We start from the raw sequence: 15,381 nt of genomic DNA, 5'->3' as shown, positions 1-15,381 counted from the left end.
AGAACCATTATCATAAATAATGGTTTTTCTTATGTTGGTTGCCGTTCTCGCCACATTTGCCAGTGTGGCGCTGTTTTATCTGTCCGACCGACAGCAGCGCTGGCTGGATCAACCTCTCCCTGCCTTTACTCGCTTGATCGCTTTGGCCATGTTGGCCGGCGGGCTGCTGCTGTTCACCCTGCAATTGGGGGTCAGCGTGGGCCTGTTTGTAGGGTTGTGGGTATCCACATTACCGGCGCTGCTGGTGCCCTTGATAGTGAGTCATTATCGAGACCGTTATCAGCGCCGGGGTGGAAGCCGATGAGAGCTTTTTGGGCATTTGTATTCAGTTTGCCGCTGTCAGCAATGCTGATGGGGTTGCTGGCGGCATTGGTGCCGGTTCCTTGGCAATCTTGGTTGGTGTTGCAGTTGTTGGGGATAATGTTGTTGTGGATGTTGCTGGTGGTTTTGGTGGCAATCCCTGAGCGTACCTGGCCGCCTTTGGTGGCGCTGTTGGTGATGAACGGGGTTGCCTGGCTAGCGTTGCAGGCAACGGCCCTGTATGGAGGCGGCGCATGAAAGCGGCTCGTTTGCGGCGTTTTATCGATTTACATGCTTGGCTGGGCATGGTCAGTGGGCTGATTCTGTTTGTGGCGTTTTTTGCTGGCGCTATCAATGTGTTTCACCACGAGCTTCATCATTGGCAGACACCTCAGGCCACTGCGCAGGCATCGCAACAAGCCATTGATGGGCAGGCCCTTCTTACTCGCGTCACCGAGCAGTATCCGGATGCCCGTACTCGCCTGTTTTTCTTGCCTGAAGAAGATCCGGCAGTTATGTGGTTTCAAACCAGTGAAACCGGTGGGGGGGAGTGGCTCACCGCCCACGCCACGGATTTCGATACGGGCGGAGAGTACGTCGAGCAGCCCCGGTCGGCGTTGGCGGATTTTATCAATCAGTTGCATTACCAACTGGCGATTCCTAGTGGCGGCTTGCCCATCAACCTGGGGATGACGTTTATGGGGCTGATTTCGATACTGTACGGGGCGGCGCTGTTTACTGGCTTAGTGATTCATTGGCCAAAATTGAGCAAGGAGTTTTTTGCTCTTAAGCATGAAGGCAACCTACGCCGTTACTGGAAGAACATGCACAACCTGGTTGGCGTGATCAGTTTTCCGTTTCATTTGATCATGTCGGTGACCGGTGCCGCCATGGGGGCTTTTACCCTGGTGGCGGTGGTGCTGGGCACGTTAGTTTTTGGTCCTCAGCTGCGTGGGGTGATCGAAGAGGAAATTGCGGTGTGGCCGCCGGTACAAAGTGAGGGTGAACGCGTTGCCATGGCGCCGATTGCAGATTACTTATCTGCTGCGGGCGAAGCGTTGCCAGAAATGAGCGTGGACTGGGTGGAAATTCGCGGCTATGGCGATGCCGCTGGCTGGGTTGATGTGGCCGGCTCTGTACCAGGCTATGTGGGGCATCATGTCCATGTGGTGCTGGGCTCGACCATGGCAACGTTGAGCGTGATTGCGCCAGGACAGCGCAGCTTGAACTTTGATACGTTCTCACCGGTTTATTCTCTGCATTTCGGGGACTACGGTGGAATGCTGGTGAAATGGCTCTACTTTGCCATGGGCTTGCTGGGGGCTTTGTTGTTTGTGTCCGGGAATGTGTTGTGGTGCGAGCGACGCAGTGATCGCCAAGGGCCCAGCCGGGCTTCTGCTTTTTTGTTGCGTTTGACGCTGGGGCTGTGCTTCGGGGTTGTGATCGGAGTGGCGTTCAGCTTTCTGGTTAGCAAAGGGCTGCCCTATACGCCTTGGGCGGCCTGGGTCGCCACGGTGGAGCGGGCGGTGTGTGGCGGTGTGATTCTCTTATTGGTGTTGTGGAGTCTGCGGGCATCGCCGCTGCGGTTCAGCGGCCAAATCCTGGCCGCCGCGCCGTTGTGTTATTTGGCGGTGCCGGTATTGCAGGTCGCCTTGGAGGGCGAGCATGTACTCGACGGCGACAACCTGCTGATTAACGGCCTGTTATTGGTGGTGGCGTTATCATTGTGGGTGGTGCGGCGGCAGTTTCGCAAACGCGTGCGCCTGGCCGAGCCTCACCCGCTTTGGGTCGGAAAGGTCACTGAGGGGCAGCCTAAGCACCTCACCGAAACGGAACGGGAGGCGGGTTCTGCTTATTAGGCAGTATGTCGCTGCGCGCCTTATTGTGGTCGTAGAGTGGCACCAATAAGCGGGCCCATGGTCTCCGATGTTCTCCGCTTGGGAGAAATAAAAAGTCTGGAACAGATCGGGGACAAGGGTTCTGTGGCGAATGCTTCGCCATCAAGGTAGTTCAGGCGGTTCCCTCGAGGGCATCGTGGCGTTGTATTAGCGATGTGCGAGTGCATACCGCTAGCGGTATGCACTCAGGTTGATCGTCTTGTTGGGTGCTACGGCTTCTTTGCTGATGGGTACGCGTTGCCGGCTAGCGGTTGGCGGGAAAAAATACCCATAATCGGCGTGCCCTGTGCCTGCAAGACCGGCTCAATATCCCGATGTAGGGCGTGGTAATTATAGAACGGCACACGCGGAAAAAGGTGATGGATGGAGTGCAGGTTCTGGCCCAACCAGAACCATTCCAGCGGCTTCATCCAGCGCGGCATAATCAGGCTGTTAGTGTTGCGATAACGTTCACTTACCTTGTAAGGGTGGTGTGGACGATAGGCAAACCAGTAGGCGGTGAATAGCCCGCCAGTGTAATATCCCAGCAGCAGCACGGCGATGGTGCCGGGCTGGTCTACCATCGTTAGGAAGGCAATGCGCCAGCCGATCGATACCGCCAGTTCGGTGCAATAAATCAATCTTTCCTTGGATGACGCAGTGGCCCAGCTGTGTTGCACAAAAAATGTGTTCTGCACCCACTGGAAGCGTAGCCCGGCGGCCAGTAACCCCAGTAGTCCTTGTTGCATCCCGCTGATAATAAAGTCCGGATCCTTGCCCGGTTGATTGGTATAGCGGTGGTGGGTGAAGTGCTCAATGCGATGAGAGGCATAGGGGATCGCAATAATGGGGGCTACTAGGTACCCGCACAAATCGTTGATCCATTTGCGGCCATCATTCTGTCCGTGAATATTGCCGTGGGCGGCCTCATGTAGTGGCGTATAGGACATGTAGGTCAGTACGGCGACCAGCAGATAAGCGCCCCAGGCCGGTAGCGTACCATTGGCGAATAACGTGAGTGTGGCAATAAAGGCGGCGACTACGGCCACGGTTAGTAAAATTGTCGGCCAGGCGGTTTTGCCCATATAGTGTTTGGCACAGGCAATGGCTTGTTTGTTCAATGCTGCCGCGTCCATGGTGCTGTCTCTTGTTGGTATGATTAGGGTGAACATTACGTAGACGGCACAACAATCAGAATAGCCACCGTGGCCAATCACCCTGCAAAAGTGGCCAGTGTGTGACAGGGGGGTATCAACGGAACGGTTAATGCATCAATCAAACGACAAATTGCACCCGGTGGCCATCAGCCAGGTGATGCTCAATTTCGCTCAGCGAAATGGCATTGACCGGCAAACCTGCCTGCTCGGCACGGGTATCTTGGAAAGCGAATTATCCAGTGGTGAAGGACTGGTGACCCGCACGCAGGAAATGCGGCTGATCGAAAACTTGATGCTGGCCCTGCCGGAGGTGGGGGCTTCCGGGTTCGAGCTGGGTTTGCAGTACAATTTGGCCACCTTCGGGGTTTGGGGTTTTGCTCTGCGCACCTGTAAGACCTTGCGCGAAGCTGTTGCACTTGGGGTGCGCTATCTGCCTTTGAGTACGGCCTATTGCCGCATTCTTTTGTGCGAAGAGGAGGATGCCTTTGGCATCACCTTTGACCCCGATCCCATTCCGCCCCATCTGCGCCAGTTTCTGCTGGAGCGGGATATGGCCACTTCTCTTAATCTGGCCAGGGAAATCTCCCTTCAGGGGGCTGAATTCAAAGCCATCGAGTTCACCGGCACCCCCGATGTGGATGCTGCAGCGTTGAAAGCACTGTGCGGCATTGCCCCCACATTTGGAGCTGGATCCAACCGCATTATGGTTAACCGCGCCGGTGCCAGCCGGCCCTTTTCCGGCTACGATCCGGCCCTCACTCGCATGCTTGAGCAGCAATGTCAGCAACGTATGGATACCGTGGAAAGCAGCGGTATCGCCGGCAAGGTCCGTCAAAAATTGCTTGGCGAGTTGGGGCTGGGAGCCAGCCTCAATGATATGGCCCGCGACCTGGCCCTTTCCACCCGAAGCTTGCGTCGCAAACTGGAGCAGGAAGGCACCAGTTACCGCGATTTAGTCGAAGAAGAGCGCCGCCAGCTGGCCCTGCAACTACTGGGCAACACCACCATGAAGATCGAAGAAGTCGCTGCTCACTTGGCGTACACCGACGCAGGCGGATTTGTCCGCGCCTTCCGGCGCTGGCAGGGCTGCTCGCCAAGTACGTATCGGGAAAATGAGTGATGGGGGCGTGCTGTTGATTTTTGATAGCCCATAAAAAAACCTCCCGATGGGAGGTTTTTTTATCTGGTACGCCCGAGAGGATTCGAACCTCTGACCTTTGCCTCCGGAGGGCAACGCTCTATCCAGCTGAGCTACGGGCGCAAAACTTGAAGAACTTGGGGATTCAACGGGCGCGAATGATAGCGGTTTGTGGCGGCCTCGTCCATGGATTGGGTGCATCCTGTGTTGTGATCGCTATAATCGGCGCGTCGGGAGCGTGTCCCGGTATCTGACCATGAGCAGGCTGTCTCTTTCCGGGTTTCCGGCAGTGCTGTTTTCCTGACGAGCCCGTGTCCGCCGTGTGCCAATGTGGTGGGCGGGCTTGTGTTGGAGAAAGTGGGGATGAATCTGTATTGGGTCGTGTTATTACTGGCGGTGATTGTGGAAATCGCTTGGGCCATGAGTCTCAAATGGATCCAGCTTAGCCCAGGGGTGCTCTCTATTGGCACTTCACTTGTGCTCACCGGCTTGAATATGTTGATGTTGTCCTATGCGATGCGGGGCATTCCCGTGGGCACGGCATACGCCATCTGGACAGGGCTCGGTGCGGTGGGTATTACCCTGATCGGTATCGTGTTCTTCAAGGATCCGGCCAATGCGTCACGGCTGGCCTTTATGGCATTGATTGTGGTGGGGATTGTCGGCCTGAAGTTGACCAGTGGTCCGGCCTGAAAGAGGCGAGGGTGAGGTAAGGGTTGGATCTGATGGCTGATGTGGTGCCGAATCGTTCGTTCGGGTATTTTACAATCTTTTCCCGCTAACGCGTTGATACATCGGTACCCTTTGCGGGCAGATGTTGGCCTGCAACAGATGGAGTTTAACCGTGCGCATTGCTTATCTCGAAGATGACATGGCCCAGGCGGAGCTGGTCACTCACTGGCTTAAAGAGGCTGGCCATAACTGTATTCACATGGCCAGTGGCCGTGATTTTATGTCCCTTCTGCGTCGTGACACCTTCGATATTTTGGTGCTCGACTGGGAAGTGCCAGACATGAACGGCTACGCTGTGCTCGAAGAAGTACGCGCCAGCGGTAATCGCACCCCTGTGTTATTCGCGACGCAGCGTGATGATGAATCATCCATTGTCGGCGCACTTTCTCAAGGGGCGGATGATTATATGGTGAAGCCTACCAAGCAAGCGGAATTGCTGGCCCGTATTAGCGCTCTCGGGCGTCGGGCAGGGGTATCGGAAATGGATGAAGAAACCACGCTGAATGTGGGGCCGTGGACCGTGGACCGGTCCCGGCGTCAGATCCTGCTGGATGAAGAAGCGATTAAATTGACTGACAAGGATTACGAGCTGGCCTGCTATTTGTTCCAAAATGTGGGCAAACTCATGAGTCGGGCGCACTTGCTGGAGAAGGTTTGGGGTATCATGACCCCGATTGAATCACGCACCGTTGACGTGCATATCAGCCGGATTCGACGTAGCCTGCAAATTCGCCCTGAACGAGGCTATCGAATTAAAACGGTGTACCAGCACGGATATCGTCTGGAGCCGATCGAAGAATAAGGACACATCTATGAGGGTCTGGTTGAGCACGGCCATGCTGCTGTGCCTGCTATCAACGGCCTGGGCCGGGGATGATTGGCATTATACCTTGCGCCCTGGCGACTCTCTTTGGAAAGTCTGCCAACAGTTCGCCCAGACCCCACAAACCTGCTGGGGTAAACTGGCACGCCATAATGACCTCGACGACCCTCATGTTTTGCACCCCGGCGACACCTTACTTGTGCCAACGAGCTGGTTGAAGGAAAAACCCATTCCGGCCACTGTTGATGCGATCACCGGTGAAGTGATGTTGTATCCAGCTAGCGGCGGAGAGCCTCGTCGGCTGAGCAATGGTGATGTGGTTGGTTTTGGTGATGCGTTGGAAACCGCCGCCAATAGTAGTGCCCGCCTACGATTTGCTGATCAGTCAGAAGTGTATATTAAGCCGACGAGTTTGCTGGTTGTGACCCGCTATCGTCGTTTTCTGAATCACCAAAATGAACGCACCGAGCTGCGTTTGCAGCGCGGTAATATCCGTAACCGTGTCAGTCCCCGCCAAAGTGACGAGGCTTCTTTTGAGGTCTACACCCCCGGTGCCGTGGCCGCGGTGCGGGGTACGGAGTATTACTTGGGGGTGGATGGAGCCGAGACCACGCGAAATGAAGTCATAGAAGGGCGCGTGGATGTGGGGGCTCGTGGTACGGAGCGTCAGATAGAGGGGGGCTACGCGACCCTGGCGCATGTGGATGAAGCGCCGATTGAGCCGGTGGCATTGCTGCCGGCTCCAGCCATGGAAGTGACAGCGTCGCACACCGGTGTGGTGGCAGCATGGCATACCCAGTCCGAGGCCCGGTCTTACCTGCTGGAGCTTTATAGTCAGCCGGCAGGTCGATTGCTGAATCAAGATTACCTTTCCTCTGGGCACTGGCAGAAAGAACTGCCCGTGGGCGACTACCGTCTATTGGTGCGGGCGGTAGATGAGAACGGCCTGCGCGGTGATGAAAGCTGGCACGTGTTCAGTATGCCCGCGCCGCCAATAGAGCCCGAACCTGTTCCAGAGGAAGAAGATGCGCATTGGGATGTTTGGGTGTTCATGGGTGCGGCCGCTCTACTCTTGGCGCTATAACTTATGCGCAATCGTCTGAGCCCGGATCAACGCCGTTATTTGGCAGAGCATGTATCTGTGCTTTGCTTGGTCGTAGGCTTGTGTGCGTTGTTGACCATCAGCGGTGCGCTGTCCTTTGTGGATCGGTATATCTACGACAACCTGCTGCAAGCCCTCCCTGACGACCCCTCCCAGGATGTGGTGATCGTTGGGATCGATGAATACAGCTTGCGCGAAATTGGGCGTTGGCCCTGGGATCGGGAAGTCCACGCCCAGCTGATCGAGCGTCTTACGGAGATGGGCGCCCGTGCTGTGCTCATGGATCTGATTCTGTCTGAGCCTGACCGTAACAACCCGGGTTCTGATGTGGCCTTGGTGCAGGCCATGGAAGCCAACGAGCATGTGTACCTGCCCGTGCATGTGGAGCAATTGCGGGCAGGGGGGCAGTTGATTGAAGTATTGCCTTATTCACCGTTTGCTCGTGCTGCAGCCGGGTTGGGGCATGTGGATTTGGAGCTGGATGCCGACGGTGTGGCTCGGTCGGTCTATATGCGCTCGGGGGTGGGGCAGGCTTGGTGGCCACACATTACCCACACGTTGCTCGTGCAAGAAGGGATTTTGTCTGAACAGGTGTTTCCCGCCGATAAGGGCGAAGAGTTTTCTGGGCTGGCTAATGTCCGTCGATATCACCGTTACATCCCTTTTGTCAGCGGCCCTAATAGTTATCCGCAAGTTTCTGCCGTCGAGCTACTCAATAACCGAATACCCGAACAATTGATTCGCGACAAAATTGTGCTCATCGGCGCTACTGCTGCCGGCTTGGGTGACATGCTGCCCACCCCTATGGCGGATCAGGGGGAGTTAATGGCCGGTGTCGAGATCAATGCAAATCTGCTGGATGCCTTGCGCGCCGATCGTCTCATCCGCGATTTAGCCATGCCCAGTGCGTTGGTGCTTGGGGTAGTGCTGGCTCTGTTGGCGCCCTTGCTGATGCCTTATGTGTTGCCACGCTGGAGCATGCCGCTGGTTTTTTCGGTGCTGTTGCTGTGTTTGCTGGTTAGCATGGCCTCGTTGATTTCTTTGCGCTTGTGGTTTGCGCCTAGTGCGGCCATGGCATCGGCCATCATGGCCTATCCATTATGGACTTGGCGGAGGCTGGAGTACTCGCTGTCCTATATGCGTAATGCCCTAGAGCGGTTGTCGGAATACAGCGATTTGAACCAACGGCTGACGCAGCCCTCCTCATTGGCACAAATGAGCCGTATGTTGGACCAGGTGCTGCCGGTGCGCTCCTGGCGCTTATTAGGTGGAGAGAAGCCGTTGCGGGGCGGCGACAGCCTGCCGGCGGCCACATGGAAAGGTGAGTTGGCGCGCCAATACCGGTTCCGCCATGATGGCCGGCGCTATGAGCTGGATCTGGTTTGGGAACAGGCATTACACGCGGATACCTATGATTACTGGGTGCGGGCCATGTTGGTTCGTACCCGTACGCGGGCTCCCAATGTGGGGCCACGTTACGAAGTATTGGAAAAGCATATTGAACGGTTGCGTCGTGAAGAAGAGCGGCAAGAGGCGCTGACGCGTTTCTTTCAGGTGACCTTGGCGCAAATTCGAGAAGGCGTGGTAATTGCTGATGCCTGTGGGGTGATTGTCTATGCCAACCCGCAGGCGGCTTTTTTACTGGGGCTGGAAGTGGGCGCGCTGGATTCCGGGCAGCCTATGGTCACGGAACTGAACAGGGAGTTGGAACTGCGCGAGCACTGCTGGGACGATCTGCTATGCCAGACCCTCAGTGAGGGGCGGACCCAGATTGAATGCCGCAACCGGCAGGGTACGGATCTGTACTTGGATATGCTGCTAGTGCATGCAGGTGATAATCCGGGGCGGATGATGATTATCTCCTTCAAGGATATTAGCGATGTGAAGCTGGCCATGCGGGCCCGCTCAGAAATGCTGGATTTCCTCTCTCACGATTTGCGTTCGCCCATGGTGTCGGTGTTGGCGTTAACGGAGAAAATGCGTCATTCCGGAGCAGAGCGGGATTTGCCGGTGTTCTTAGATAATGTTGAGCACTATGCCCGGCGTAACCTAAATATTGCTGAGCAATTCCTGCAGCTTGCGCGGGTGGAAGCGGTGGATTCCGTGGAAATGAACGAGCAAGACATGCTTGATGTGGTAGAAAGTGCGATTGATCAGGTGCACATTCAGGCCCAGCAGCGTGATATCGTCCTGCGTTTTGAATACGACCCGGATCAGGAAGTGTGGGTGCTGGGTAATAACGAGCTGCTGGAGCGCTTGGTCGTGAACTTGCTGACCAATGCGGTGAAATACAGCCATGAAGGTAGCTCGGTAGATGTGACCTTGTATGTCGATGGTGAGCGGGTTGCCTGTGACGTGCGTGACCGTGGTGTGGGAATTCCGCCTGAGTTCCAGGAACGACTGTTCGATCGCTTTAGCCGGGCCAGTACCAGCGGAGGCGCCCGAACCCGTGGCGCGGGCATGGGTCTGCGTTTCGTCAAAGTGGTTGCTGAGCGCCATGGCGGGGAGATTCGAGTTCACAGTGTGGTTAACGAAGGAAGCCGCTTCACCCTGTTTTTACCGCGTGTTGAGCTGACCTGATACTCCCCGAATCGCTGCGTTGCGGTGGCTCGACGGGTGATCTTTCTGTTGTCATAGAGGCTCGGGCGGAGCCTTATCGAGCGCTTTACTGAACAGCCGCTTGTCTCTAACGGGGGCGGCAGTTTTGCATTCATCGTTCGCTGTAACATCAAGCGTTTTGTCCCTACGCCTTGAGCGGGTATAATCGCCAGCCGCAGCGCCCATAAGGGGCCGTTTAGGGCCTCCGCGGCGAATCACAGAGAATTAGAGGTGTAATCGTGAAAAAGATGCTAACCGCCAGCCTGGTACTGGTCGCTACCCTGTTTGCCGCCGGTAGCGTGGCTGCCAAGAGCACCAAGGAAATTTCTCCCTACCCACTAGGTGAGCGCTCTGTTTTTAGTGATCGCGCCATTGAAGAGCGCATCAAGCCGGTGGGCTCTGTGTGTGTAGAAGGAGACGAGTGTGGCAGCGCTGCAGCTCCGGCAGAAGAAGTGGCCAGCGGCCCTCGTTCCGGTGAGCAAGTCTACAACGGTTCCTGTGCCGCCTGTCACGGTACCGGTGCTGCTGGCGCCCCAAAAATGGGTGACGCCGCTTCCTGGGCACCGCGCATTGCCAAAGGTGAAGCCACCATGCTCAAGAATGCTATCAATGGTATTAACGCCATGCCTCCTAAAGGGATGTGCATGGACTGCTCTGACGATGAAATCAACGCTGCCATCGAGTACATGGTTAGCAAGAGTCAGTAGCGGCTTTGCAGAAACTCTACTGGTACTCAATCGCAATGGTGTTGCCAGTGTTGTGGCTGGCCGGCTGTTCCGATGATAGCGCCCCGGCTAATGGGCCTGCTCAACAGGCCCGCGACGGGGCGCAGTTATATCGCCAATACTGTGTTACCTGTCACGGCTCTGGCGCCTTGGGGGCTCCCGGTGTAGGTAAGGAGCATCGACCCTACTGGTCCCATGAAATCGAAGAAGACGGTTTCGACGCCCTGGTCCTAGATGCTATCAATGGCTTCAACTCGATGCCGCCTCGCGGTGGCTGCTTTGACTGTAGCGACGACGAAATTCGCAGCACGGTGATCTATATGCTGAACAAAAGTGGGGCAAAGTAAGAAAAGACGCCGCACGCGATATGCTTCGCACAACAACGCGAAATAGTTTGTCTTTTTTATATTGCAAAGAGGCCGCGCCCCGGACGGGAACGCGGCCTCTTTGCATTTGGCACAAAAAGAACGTGCTCGTGTTGCCGTGTCAGTGCCGCGTTACCTAATCCAGTAACGCCCGAAGATTAGCAATGCTGGCTTCGGCCACTTCCGCTTCTTTGGCTTCATCTTTCTGAATGCCGATGCCCAGATAGTCGATGTCATCTTGCGGCATTTCATCCACGAAGCGGCTGGCAGTGGTGTCGATTCGCTCGCCGTATTGTTTGCGCGTCAGCGCCTGAGTCATGGCCAGGGTTTCTCGGGCGCGGGTGATGCCCACGTACATGAGGCGGCGCTCTTCGACGATGTTGTCTTCTTCAATGCTGGTGCGGTGGGGCAGGAACTCTTCTTCCACCCCCATCATGTAGACGTGGGGAAATTCCAGACCCTTGGAGGCGTGCAGGGTCATCAGTTGCACCCGGTCGGAGTCGTCTTCTTCTTGCTGCTGTTCGAGCATGTCCAGTAGCACCAGCTTCTTGATCACCGATTCCAGATCGCTGGCGCCTTCTTCGTCGTCTTCCTGTTTTTCCAGCATGCGCTCAATGCTGCGCACCAGTTGCCAGATATTTTCGATATTCTTTTCGCCGATACGTGGGCTGGAGGCGTTCTGCATCAACCAACCTTCATAATCCATGTCGGTGATGAGTTCTTGCACCGCTTGCAAGCTGTTCTGGCCGAAGCAGAATTGCCGCTTGGCATCGAGCCAAGCCTTGAACTTTTGTAGCTTCTCGGCGGCTTTCGGGTTCATGACCTCACTGAGCGCGAAGTCATCACACACGTGGTACAAACCCTGCTCGCGCTTGAGTGCCCAGGTGGCCAGTTTTTCCAGTGTGGCGGGGCCAATTTCCCGGCGTGGCGTGTTGATGATACGTAGAAAAGCGTTGTCGTCATCCGGATTGACCAGCAGGCGCAAGTAGCACATCAGGTCTTTAATTTCGCTGCGGGAGAAGAAACTTTTGCCACCGGATACCTTGTAGGGAATCGACAGACTTTGCAGTTTCATTTCCAAAATACGCGATTGGAAATTGCCACGGTAAAGTACGGCAAAGTCTTTCCACTGCAACCCTTTCTGTAGGCGACGGTGAAAGATGTCGCTGGCGATCCATTCGGTTTCAGCCTCTTCATCGCGTAGAGCAGAAAAGCGGATCGGTTCGCCGTAACCATAATCGGACCACAGGCTTTTCTCGAATTCGTGGGGATTGTTGGCGATGACGGTGTTGGCGGCTTTAAGAATGCGCCCGGTGGAACGGTAATTCTGTTCCAGCTTCACCACCTTCAGGGTCGGCCAGTCTTCCTGTAGCTGCGCCAGGTTTTCCGGGCGGGCGCCGCGCCAGGCATAGATGGACTGGTCGTCATCGCCCACCACGGTGAATTTGCCCTCCGGTAGGGTGAGCATTTTCACCATTTCATACTGAGCACCGTTGGTATCCTGGTATTCATCCACCAGCAGGTACTGAATACGGTTGCGCCACTTTTCCAGAATGCGTGGCTGCTCGTGGAACATGCGCGCGGGCATCAGGATCAGGTCGTCGAAGTCCACCGCATTACACACCCGCAGCATACGATCATAGCCACTGTAGGCCATGGCTGCGCGCAGGTCTTCGTCGGTTTCGGCAGTGCTCACTGCTTGTTCGGGTAGCACCAGGGCGTTTTTCCAGCTGGAAATGCGTTTGTGGATCACATCCACCGCGTCCAGGTCCCGTTCCGATTCACCTTGGCGAAGAATTTCCTTGAGGATTTCCTTGCTGTCCGCCCCGTCCAGAATGGAGAAACCGTTGCGCAGCCCGCAGGCTTTTAACTCGGATTTGAGGATGCGCAAGCCCAGGTTATGGAAGGTGGAAACAATCAGCCCCCGGGTCAGGTCACGGCTGACCAGCTGTTGCACCCGCTCTTTCATCTCCCGCGAAGCCTTGTTGGTAAAGGTCACCGCTGCAATATGGCGTGCCGGAATGCCCCGCTCCTGGATCAGCCAAGCGATCTTACGGGTGATCACGCTGGTTTTGCCGGAGCCCGCACCGGCCAGCACTAACAGAGGGCCGTCCGCGTAGTCCACGGCTTCCTGCTGGCGGGGGTTAAGCTTGCTCATAGGGCTCCGGTAACTCTGGGCGGGAATCGGGCCGCTATGATACCAGTGATGCCCTCGCGGCACCTTATGTCGGTTATCATGGCGGTTTTACTGGTAACGGTTTTTTGCCCATGCGTTTGGACTATTTTCTTGCCCACAGTGCCGGCCTGACTCGCAAGGAGGCCAAACAGCTGATCAGCCGTGGTGCGGTGACGGTGGAGGGGGAGGCCAAGCCCAAAGCCAATTTGCAGTTGCGCCCGGATCAGGCGGTGACCGTTCACGGTGAGCGGGTGCAGCCGCCGGGACACCGTTATCTGATGCTCCACAAGCCTGTGGATGTGGTCTGCTCCACGGAGGATCCTGGCCACCGCACCGTGCTGGATTTGCTGCCGCCAGAACTGCGCGCTCAGGTGCATCCGGCCGGCCGGTTGGACCGGGATACCACCGGCCTGGTGTTGCTCACCTCCGATGGGCAGTGGTCCCATCGGCTTACCTCTCCCAACCATGCCTGCGGCAAGCGTTACCGGGTGCAGTGTGCGGACCCGGTCAGTGATGAGGATATGCAGGCGCTGCGTGAGGGCGTTTTGCTACGCGGGGAAGACAAGCCTACTTTGCCAGCACAGGTGGAACGGTTGGATGAGGCTTGCTTGCTGCTGACCATTCGGGAAGGGCGTTACCATCAGGTTAAACGCATGTTGGCCGCCTGTGGTAACAAAGTGCTTGGGTTGCACCGGGAGCAGATCGGCGAGATTCAGCTGGATGCGGCTCTGGCGCCGGGGGAATATCGCGCGCTGACTGAGGACGAGGTCGAGAGTATCTGACGCTATTTTTGCTGGTGTGCCGGTAGTGCGCTGATAGGAAAAGCGAAAAGGCGGAGATGTTTTGCCGGTATTTTTTCCTGCGTTTTTATTCTTTGAGCCAAGCCACATGTCTTTCTTTCAACGGTCTACGCAACGGCATTACGTCCACGGCGCTCAATGCTTAGCGGGTTTACTAGGGCGTGGGCATCGTTATACGCCCACGGCGTTTGGTCGCTCCCCAAGGCGGCCCATCACCTCAATGGTCGTAATGCGGGTGATGATAATGCTGCCCAGGGCAGGAACCATAGGTCATGCAGTGGGCGTGACGTGAAGGTGGCGGGGCCGAGGCCCTTCTTTGCTACATCACAAAGGGTGCGGGCATTATCGGTGCCGAACCTGGCGATTGTAAGTAGATGATCCCGTTGTCTCGCGTTGCCCTTGGATATCTGCGATAGGGATATTTACAGCAAAGGGATTGTCAGAGAGACAGAGAAGGGCTGTCGCGAACTGCAAGGCTAGACAGCTTTCGGTCATTTTCGGACAGGTGGAGAAGTGGCGTATAATGGCTCCATGAACCGCTATCGTTTTATTCAGCTTGATCCGGGCACTGGCCGTTCGCCGGTGCCGGTGAACTACGTTCGCAATCTGCTCGAACTGATCAGCGAGGTGGGGGTGGACACCCGGCGTTTACTGCGTGAGGTGGGGTTGACCGAAGAGGCTATCTATAACCCGGAACCGACACTGCGTTTTGAGCAGTTCCGCCAAGTGATGGTGGGGGCCCGGGAAATGACCGGCAACCCGGCGTTGGGTCTGGTGTTGGGTCAACAGCTCACGCTCACAGCCCACGGCCTACTGGGCTATGCAGCTATCAGCAGTGTGGATCTGGGTGATGCTTTGCGTTTGCTGGAGCGTTATTTCCGGACTCGTACTCGCTTGTGTGTGCCGCGCATTGAGTCCTCCACCGAGGGGGTTCGCTTCTGCCTTCTGGAAAGTGTGCTATTGGGCGATATTCGCGAAACCTACCTGGAAGTGGTGGTTGCGGCAGTCGTGGGCGGGATTCGCTACCTGCTGGGTGAGCGTTTCCGCGGTGTTGTACTGGAGCTGCCCTATGCGCCGCCGGCCCATGCAGACCGATACCGTGAGCTGTTGGAGATGCCGGTGGAGTTTGGTGCTGAGGTGGCCGCCCTGCGGTTACCGCATTCCTTGCTCAACGAACCGTTCACCTTGTCCGACCCGGCATCGCGGCACATGGCTGCGCAGAAATGCGAGCAAGAGCTTCGGCGTCTGGAGGCGGACCAGGACTGGGCTAGCCGGGTGTATGCACGCTTGATGCAGGCGGAAGGTATGTTGCCCAGCTTGGAGCAACTGGCGGGTAATTTTCATGTCACCTCGCGGACCCTGCGCCGTTATTTGAATGCACTTGGTGTGAGCTACCGTTCCTTGTTGGAGGAAGTGCGTATGACCAAAGCCATGGCGTACCTGAAGGCGAACATTACCGTGCAACAGGTCGCCAGCCGCTTAGGCTACGCGGATCCTAGCAACTTCGCCCGTGCCTTCCGTAAATGGACCGGTCACCCACCGAGTCACTTCCAGCCTTAACGTTTCCAGTGGCGATCTTTAGCAACAA

Annotated in this window: 14 protein-coding genes and 1 tRNA gene; 12 read left to right on the top strand and 3 right to left on the bottom strand. The window is 56.3% G+C overall.

Annotation, left to right across the window (positions count from 1 at the left end; genetic code table 11):
• The first annotated feature begins 31 nt into the window (after window positions 1-31).
• Genes AS19_RS12955 through AS19_RS12945 form a run of 3 tightly spaced genes read left to right on the top strand, consistent with a single transcriptional unit; the run spans window position 32 to window position 2,159 of the window.
• Window positions 32-304: a hypothetical protein gene (locus tag AS19_RS12955; protein ID WP_062810591.1), complete on the top strand. Its 273-nt coding sequence runs from the start codon at window positions 32-34 to the stop codon at window positions 302-304.
• Window positions 301-558, top strand: coding sequence for a hypothetical protein (locus tag AS19_RS12950; RefSeq protein ID WP_035460009.1), 258 nt, complete (start codon window positions 301-303; stop codon window positions 556-558). The genes AS19_RS12955 and AS19_RS12950 overlap by 4 nt, the downstream gene beginning before the upstream one ends.
• Entirely contained in the window at window positions 555-2,159 is a 1,605-nt protein-coding gene (locus AS19_RS12945; protein WP_046962180.1) for a PepSY domain-containing protein, read from the top strand. Before AS19_RS12950 ends, AS19_RS12945 begins: the two co-directional genes overlap by 4 nt.
• Window positions 2,160-2,407: 248 nt before the next feature.
• Here the strand turns inward: AS19_RS12945 and AS19_RS12940 are convergent, their stop codons facing one another.
• Window positions 2,408-3,313 carry a fatty acid desaturase gene (locus AS19_RS12940; protein ID WP_231483436.1) on the bottom strand — a complete coding sequence of 302 codons (906 nt, stop codon included), beginning with the start codon at window positions 3,311-3,313 and terminating at the stop codon, window positions 2,408-2,410.
• Window positions 3,314-3,443: 130 nt separating this feature from the next.
• Between AS19_RS12940 and AS19_RS12935 the strand changes: the two genes are divergently transcribed.
• A complete protein-coding gene (locus AS19_RS12935; protein WP_011589816.1) occupies window positions 3,444-4,454 on the top strand; it encodes an AraC family transcriptional regulator in 1,011 nt (336 codons plus the stop codon).
• 64 nt (window positions 4,455-4,518) lie between these two features.
• Here the strand turns inward: AS19_RS12935 and AS19_RS12930 are convergent.
• Window positions 4,519-4,595 (bottom strand) — tRNA-Arg (locus tag AS19_RS12930).
• 240 nt (window positions 4,596-4,835) lie between these two features.
• Here AS19_RS12930 and AS19_RS12925 point away from each other — a divergent pair.
• The 6 genes from AS19_RS12925 (at window position 4,836) to AS19_RS12900 (ending at window position 10,799) form a co-directional block, all read left to right on the top strand.
• Window positions 4,836-5,165 carry a multidrug efflux SMR transporter gene (locus tag AS19_RS12925; RefSeq protein WP_011589815.1) on the top strand — a complete coding sequence of 110 codons (330 nt, stop codon included), beginning with the start codon at window positions 4,836-4,838 and terminating at the stop codon, window positions 5,163-5,165.
• Window positions 5,166-5,316: 151 nt separating this feature from the next.
• The gene (locus tag AS19_RS12920; RefSeq protein ID WP_035460011.1) at window positions 5,317-6,006 is read left to right on the top strand and encodes a response regulator transcription factor; all 690 of its coding nucleotides are present in this window, start codon (window positions 5,317-5,319) and stop codon (window positions 6,004-6,006) included.
• Between the two features lie 10 nt (window positions 6,007-6,016).
• Window positions 6,017-7,111, top strand: a complete 1,095-nt coding sequence (locus AS19_RS12915; protein ID WP_046962179.1) for a FecR domain-containing protein — start codon at window positions 6,017-6,019, stop codon at window positions 7,109-7,111.
• 3 nt (window positions 7,112-7,114) lie between these two features.
• Complete coding sequence (locus tag AS19_RS12910) at window positions 7,115-9,709, top strand: CHASE2 domain-containing protein (RefSeq protein ID WP_011589812.1); 2,595 nt, start codon at window positions 7,115-7,117, stop codon at window positions 9,707-9,709.
• 266 nt (window positions 9,710-9,975) lie between these two features.
• Entirely contained in the window at window positions 9,976-10,434 is a 459-nt protein-coding gene (locus AS19_RS12905) for a cytochrome c5 family protein (protein ID WP_035460154.1), read from the top strand.
• Window positions 10,435-10,439: 5 nt separating this feature from the next.
• A complete protein-coding gene (locus AS19_RS12900) occupies window positions 10,440-10,799 on the top strand; it encodes a cytochrome c5 family protein (protein ID WP_011589810.1) in 360 nt (119 codons plus the stop codon).
• A 154-nt stretch (window positions 10,800-10,953) separates the two neighbouring features.
• On the opposite strand, the gene rep is transcribed toward AS19_RS12900, so the two are convergent.
• Entirely contained in the window at window positions 10,954-12,975 is a 2,022-nt protein-coding gene (rep, locus tag AS19_RS12895; RefSeq protein ID WP_011589809.1) for a DNA helicase Rep, read from the bottom strand.
• Between the two features lie 110 nt (window positions 12,976-13,085).
• Here rep and AS19_RS12890 point away from each other — a divergent pair, with 110 nt between their 5' ends.
• Together AS19_RS12890 and AS19_RS12885 are read left to right on the top strand one after the other, a co-directional pair.
• The gene (locus AS19_RS12890; protein WP_011589808.1) at window positions 13,086-13,775 is read left to right on the top strand and encodes a pseudouridine synthase; all 690 of its coding nucleotides are present in this window, start codon (window positions 13,086-13,088) and stop codon (window positions 13,773-13,775) included.
• A gap of 531 nt (window positions 13,776-14,306) precedes the next feature.
• Window positions 14,307-15,353, top strand: coding sequence for an AraC family transcriptional regulator (locus tag AS19_RS12885; RefSeq protein ID WP_011589807.1), 1,047 nt, complete (start codon window positions 14,307-14,309; stop codon window positions 15,351-15,353).
• Window positions 15,354-15,381 lie beyond the last annotated feature (28 nt).

Source organism: Alcanivorax sp. NBRC 101098 (assembly GCF_001010505.1).
GTDB lineage: Bacteria > Pseudomonadota > Gammaproteobacteria > Pseudomonadales > Alcanivoracaceae > Alcanivorax > Alcanivorax borkumensis.
This window is presented reverse-complemented; position numbering and strand designations above follow the sequence as displayed.

What these genes read in the sequence shown, in the direction of transcription:
- rep (WP_011589809.1), bottom strand. Translation starts at nt 12,975, where the DNA reads ATGAGCAAGCTTAACCCCCGCCAGCAGGAAGCCGTGGACTACGCGGAC.
- AS19_RS12890 (WP_011589808.1), top strand. Translation starts at nt 13,086, where the DNA reads ATGCGTTTGGACTATTTTCTTGCCCACAGTGCCGGCCTGACTCGCAAG.
- AS19_RS12915 (WP_046962179.1), top strand. Translation starts at nt 6,017, where the DNA reads ATGAGGGTCTGGTTGAGCACGGCCATGCTGCTGTGCCTGCTATCAACG.
- AS19_RS12950 (WP_035460009.1), top strand. Translation starts at nt 301, where the DNA reads ATGAGAGCTTTTTGGGCATTTGTATTCAGTTTGCCGCTGTCAGCAATG.
- AS19_RS12910 (WP_011589812.1), top strand. Translation starts at nt 7,115, where the DNA reads ATGCGCAATCGTCTGAGCCCGGATCAACGCCGTTATTTGGCAGAGCAT.
- AS19_RS12940 (WP_231483436.1), bottom strand. Translation starts at nt 3,313, where the DNA reads ATGGACGCGGCAGCATTGAACAAACAAGCCATTGCCTGTGCCAAACAC.
- AS19_RS12945 (WP_046962180.1), top strand. Translation starts at nt 555, where the DNA reads ATGAAAGCGGCTCGTTTGCGGCGTTTTATCGATTTACATGCTTGGCTG.
- AS19_RS12905 (WP_035460154.1), top strand. Translation starts at nt 9,976, where the DNA reads ATGCTAACCGCCAGCCTGGTACTGGTCGCTACCCTGTTTGCCGCCGGT.
- AS19_RS12925 (WP_011589815.1), top strand. Translation starts at nt 4,836, where the DNA reads ATGAATCTGTATTGGGTCGTGTTATTACTGGCGGTGATTGTGGAAATC.
- AS19_RS12935 (WP_011589816.1), top strand. Translation starts at nt 3,444, where the DNA reads ATGCATCAATCAAACGACAAATTGCACCCGGTGGCCATCAGCCAGGTG.
- AS19_RS12955 (WP_062810591.1), top strand. Translation starts at nt 32, where the DNA reads ATGTTGGTTGCCGTTCTCGCCACATTTGCCAGTGTGGCGCTGTTTTAT.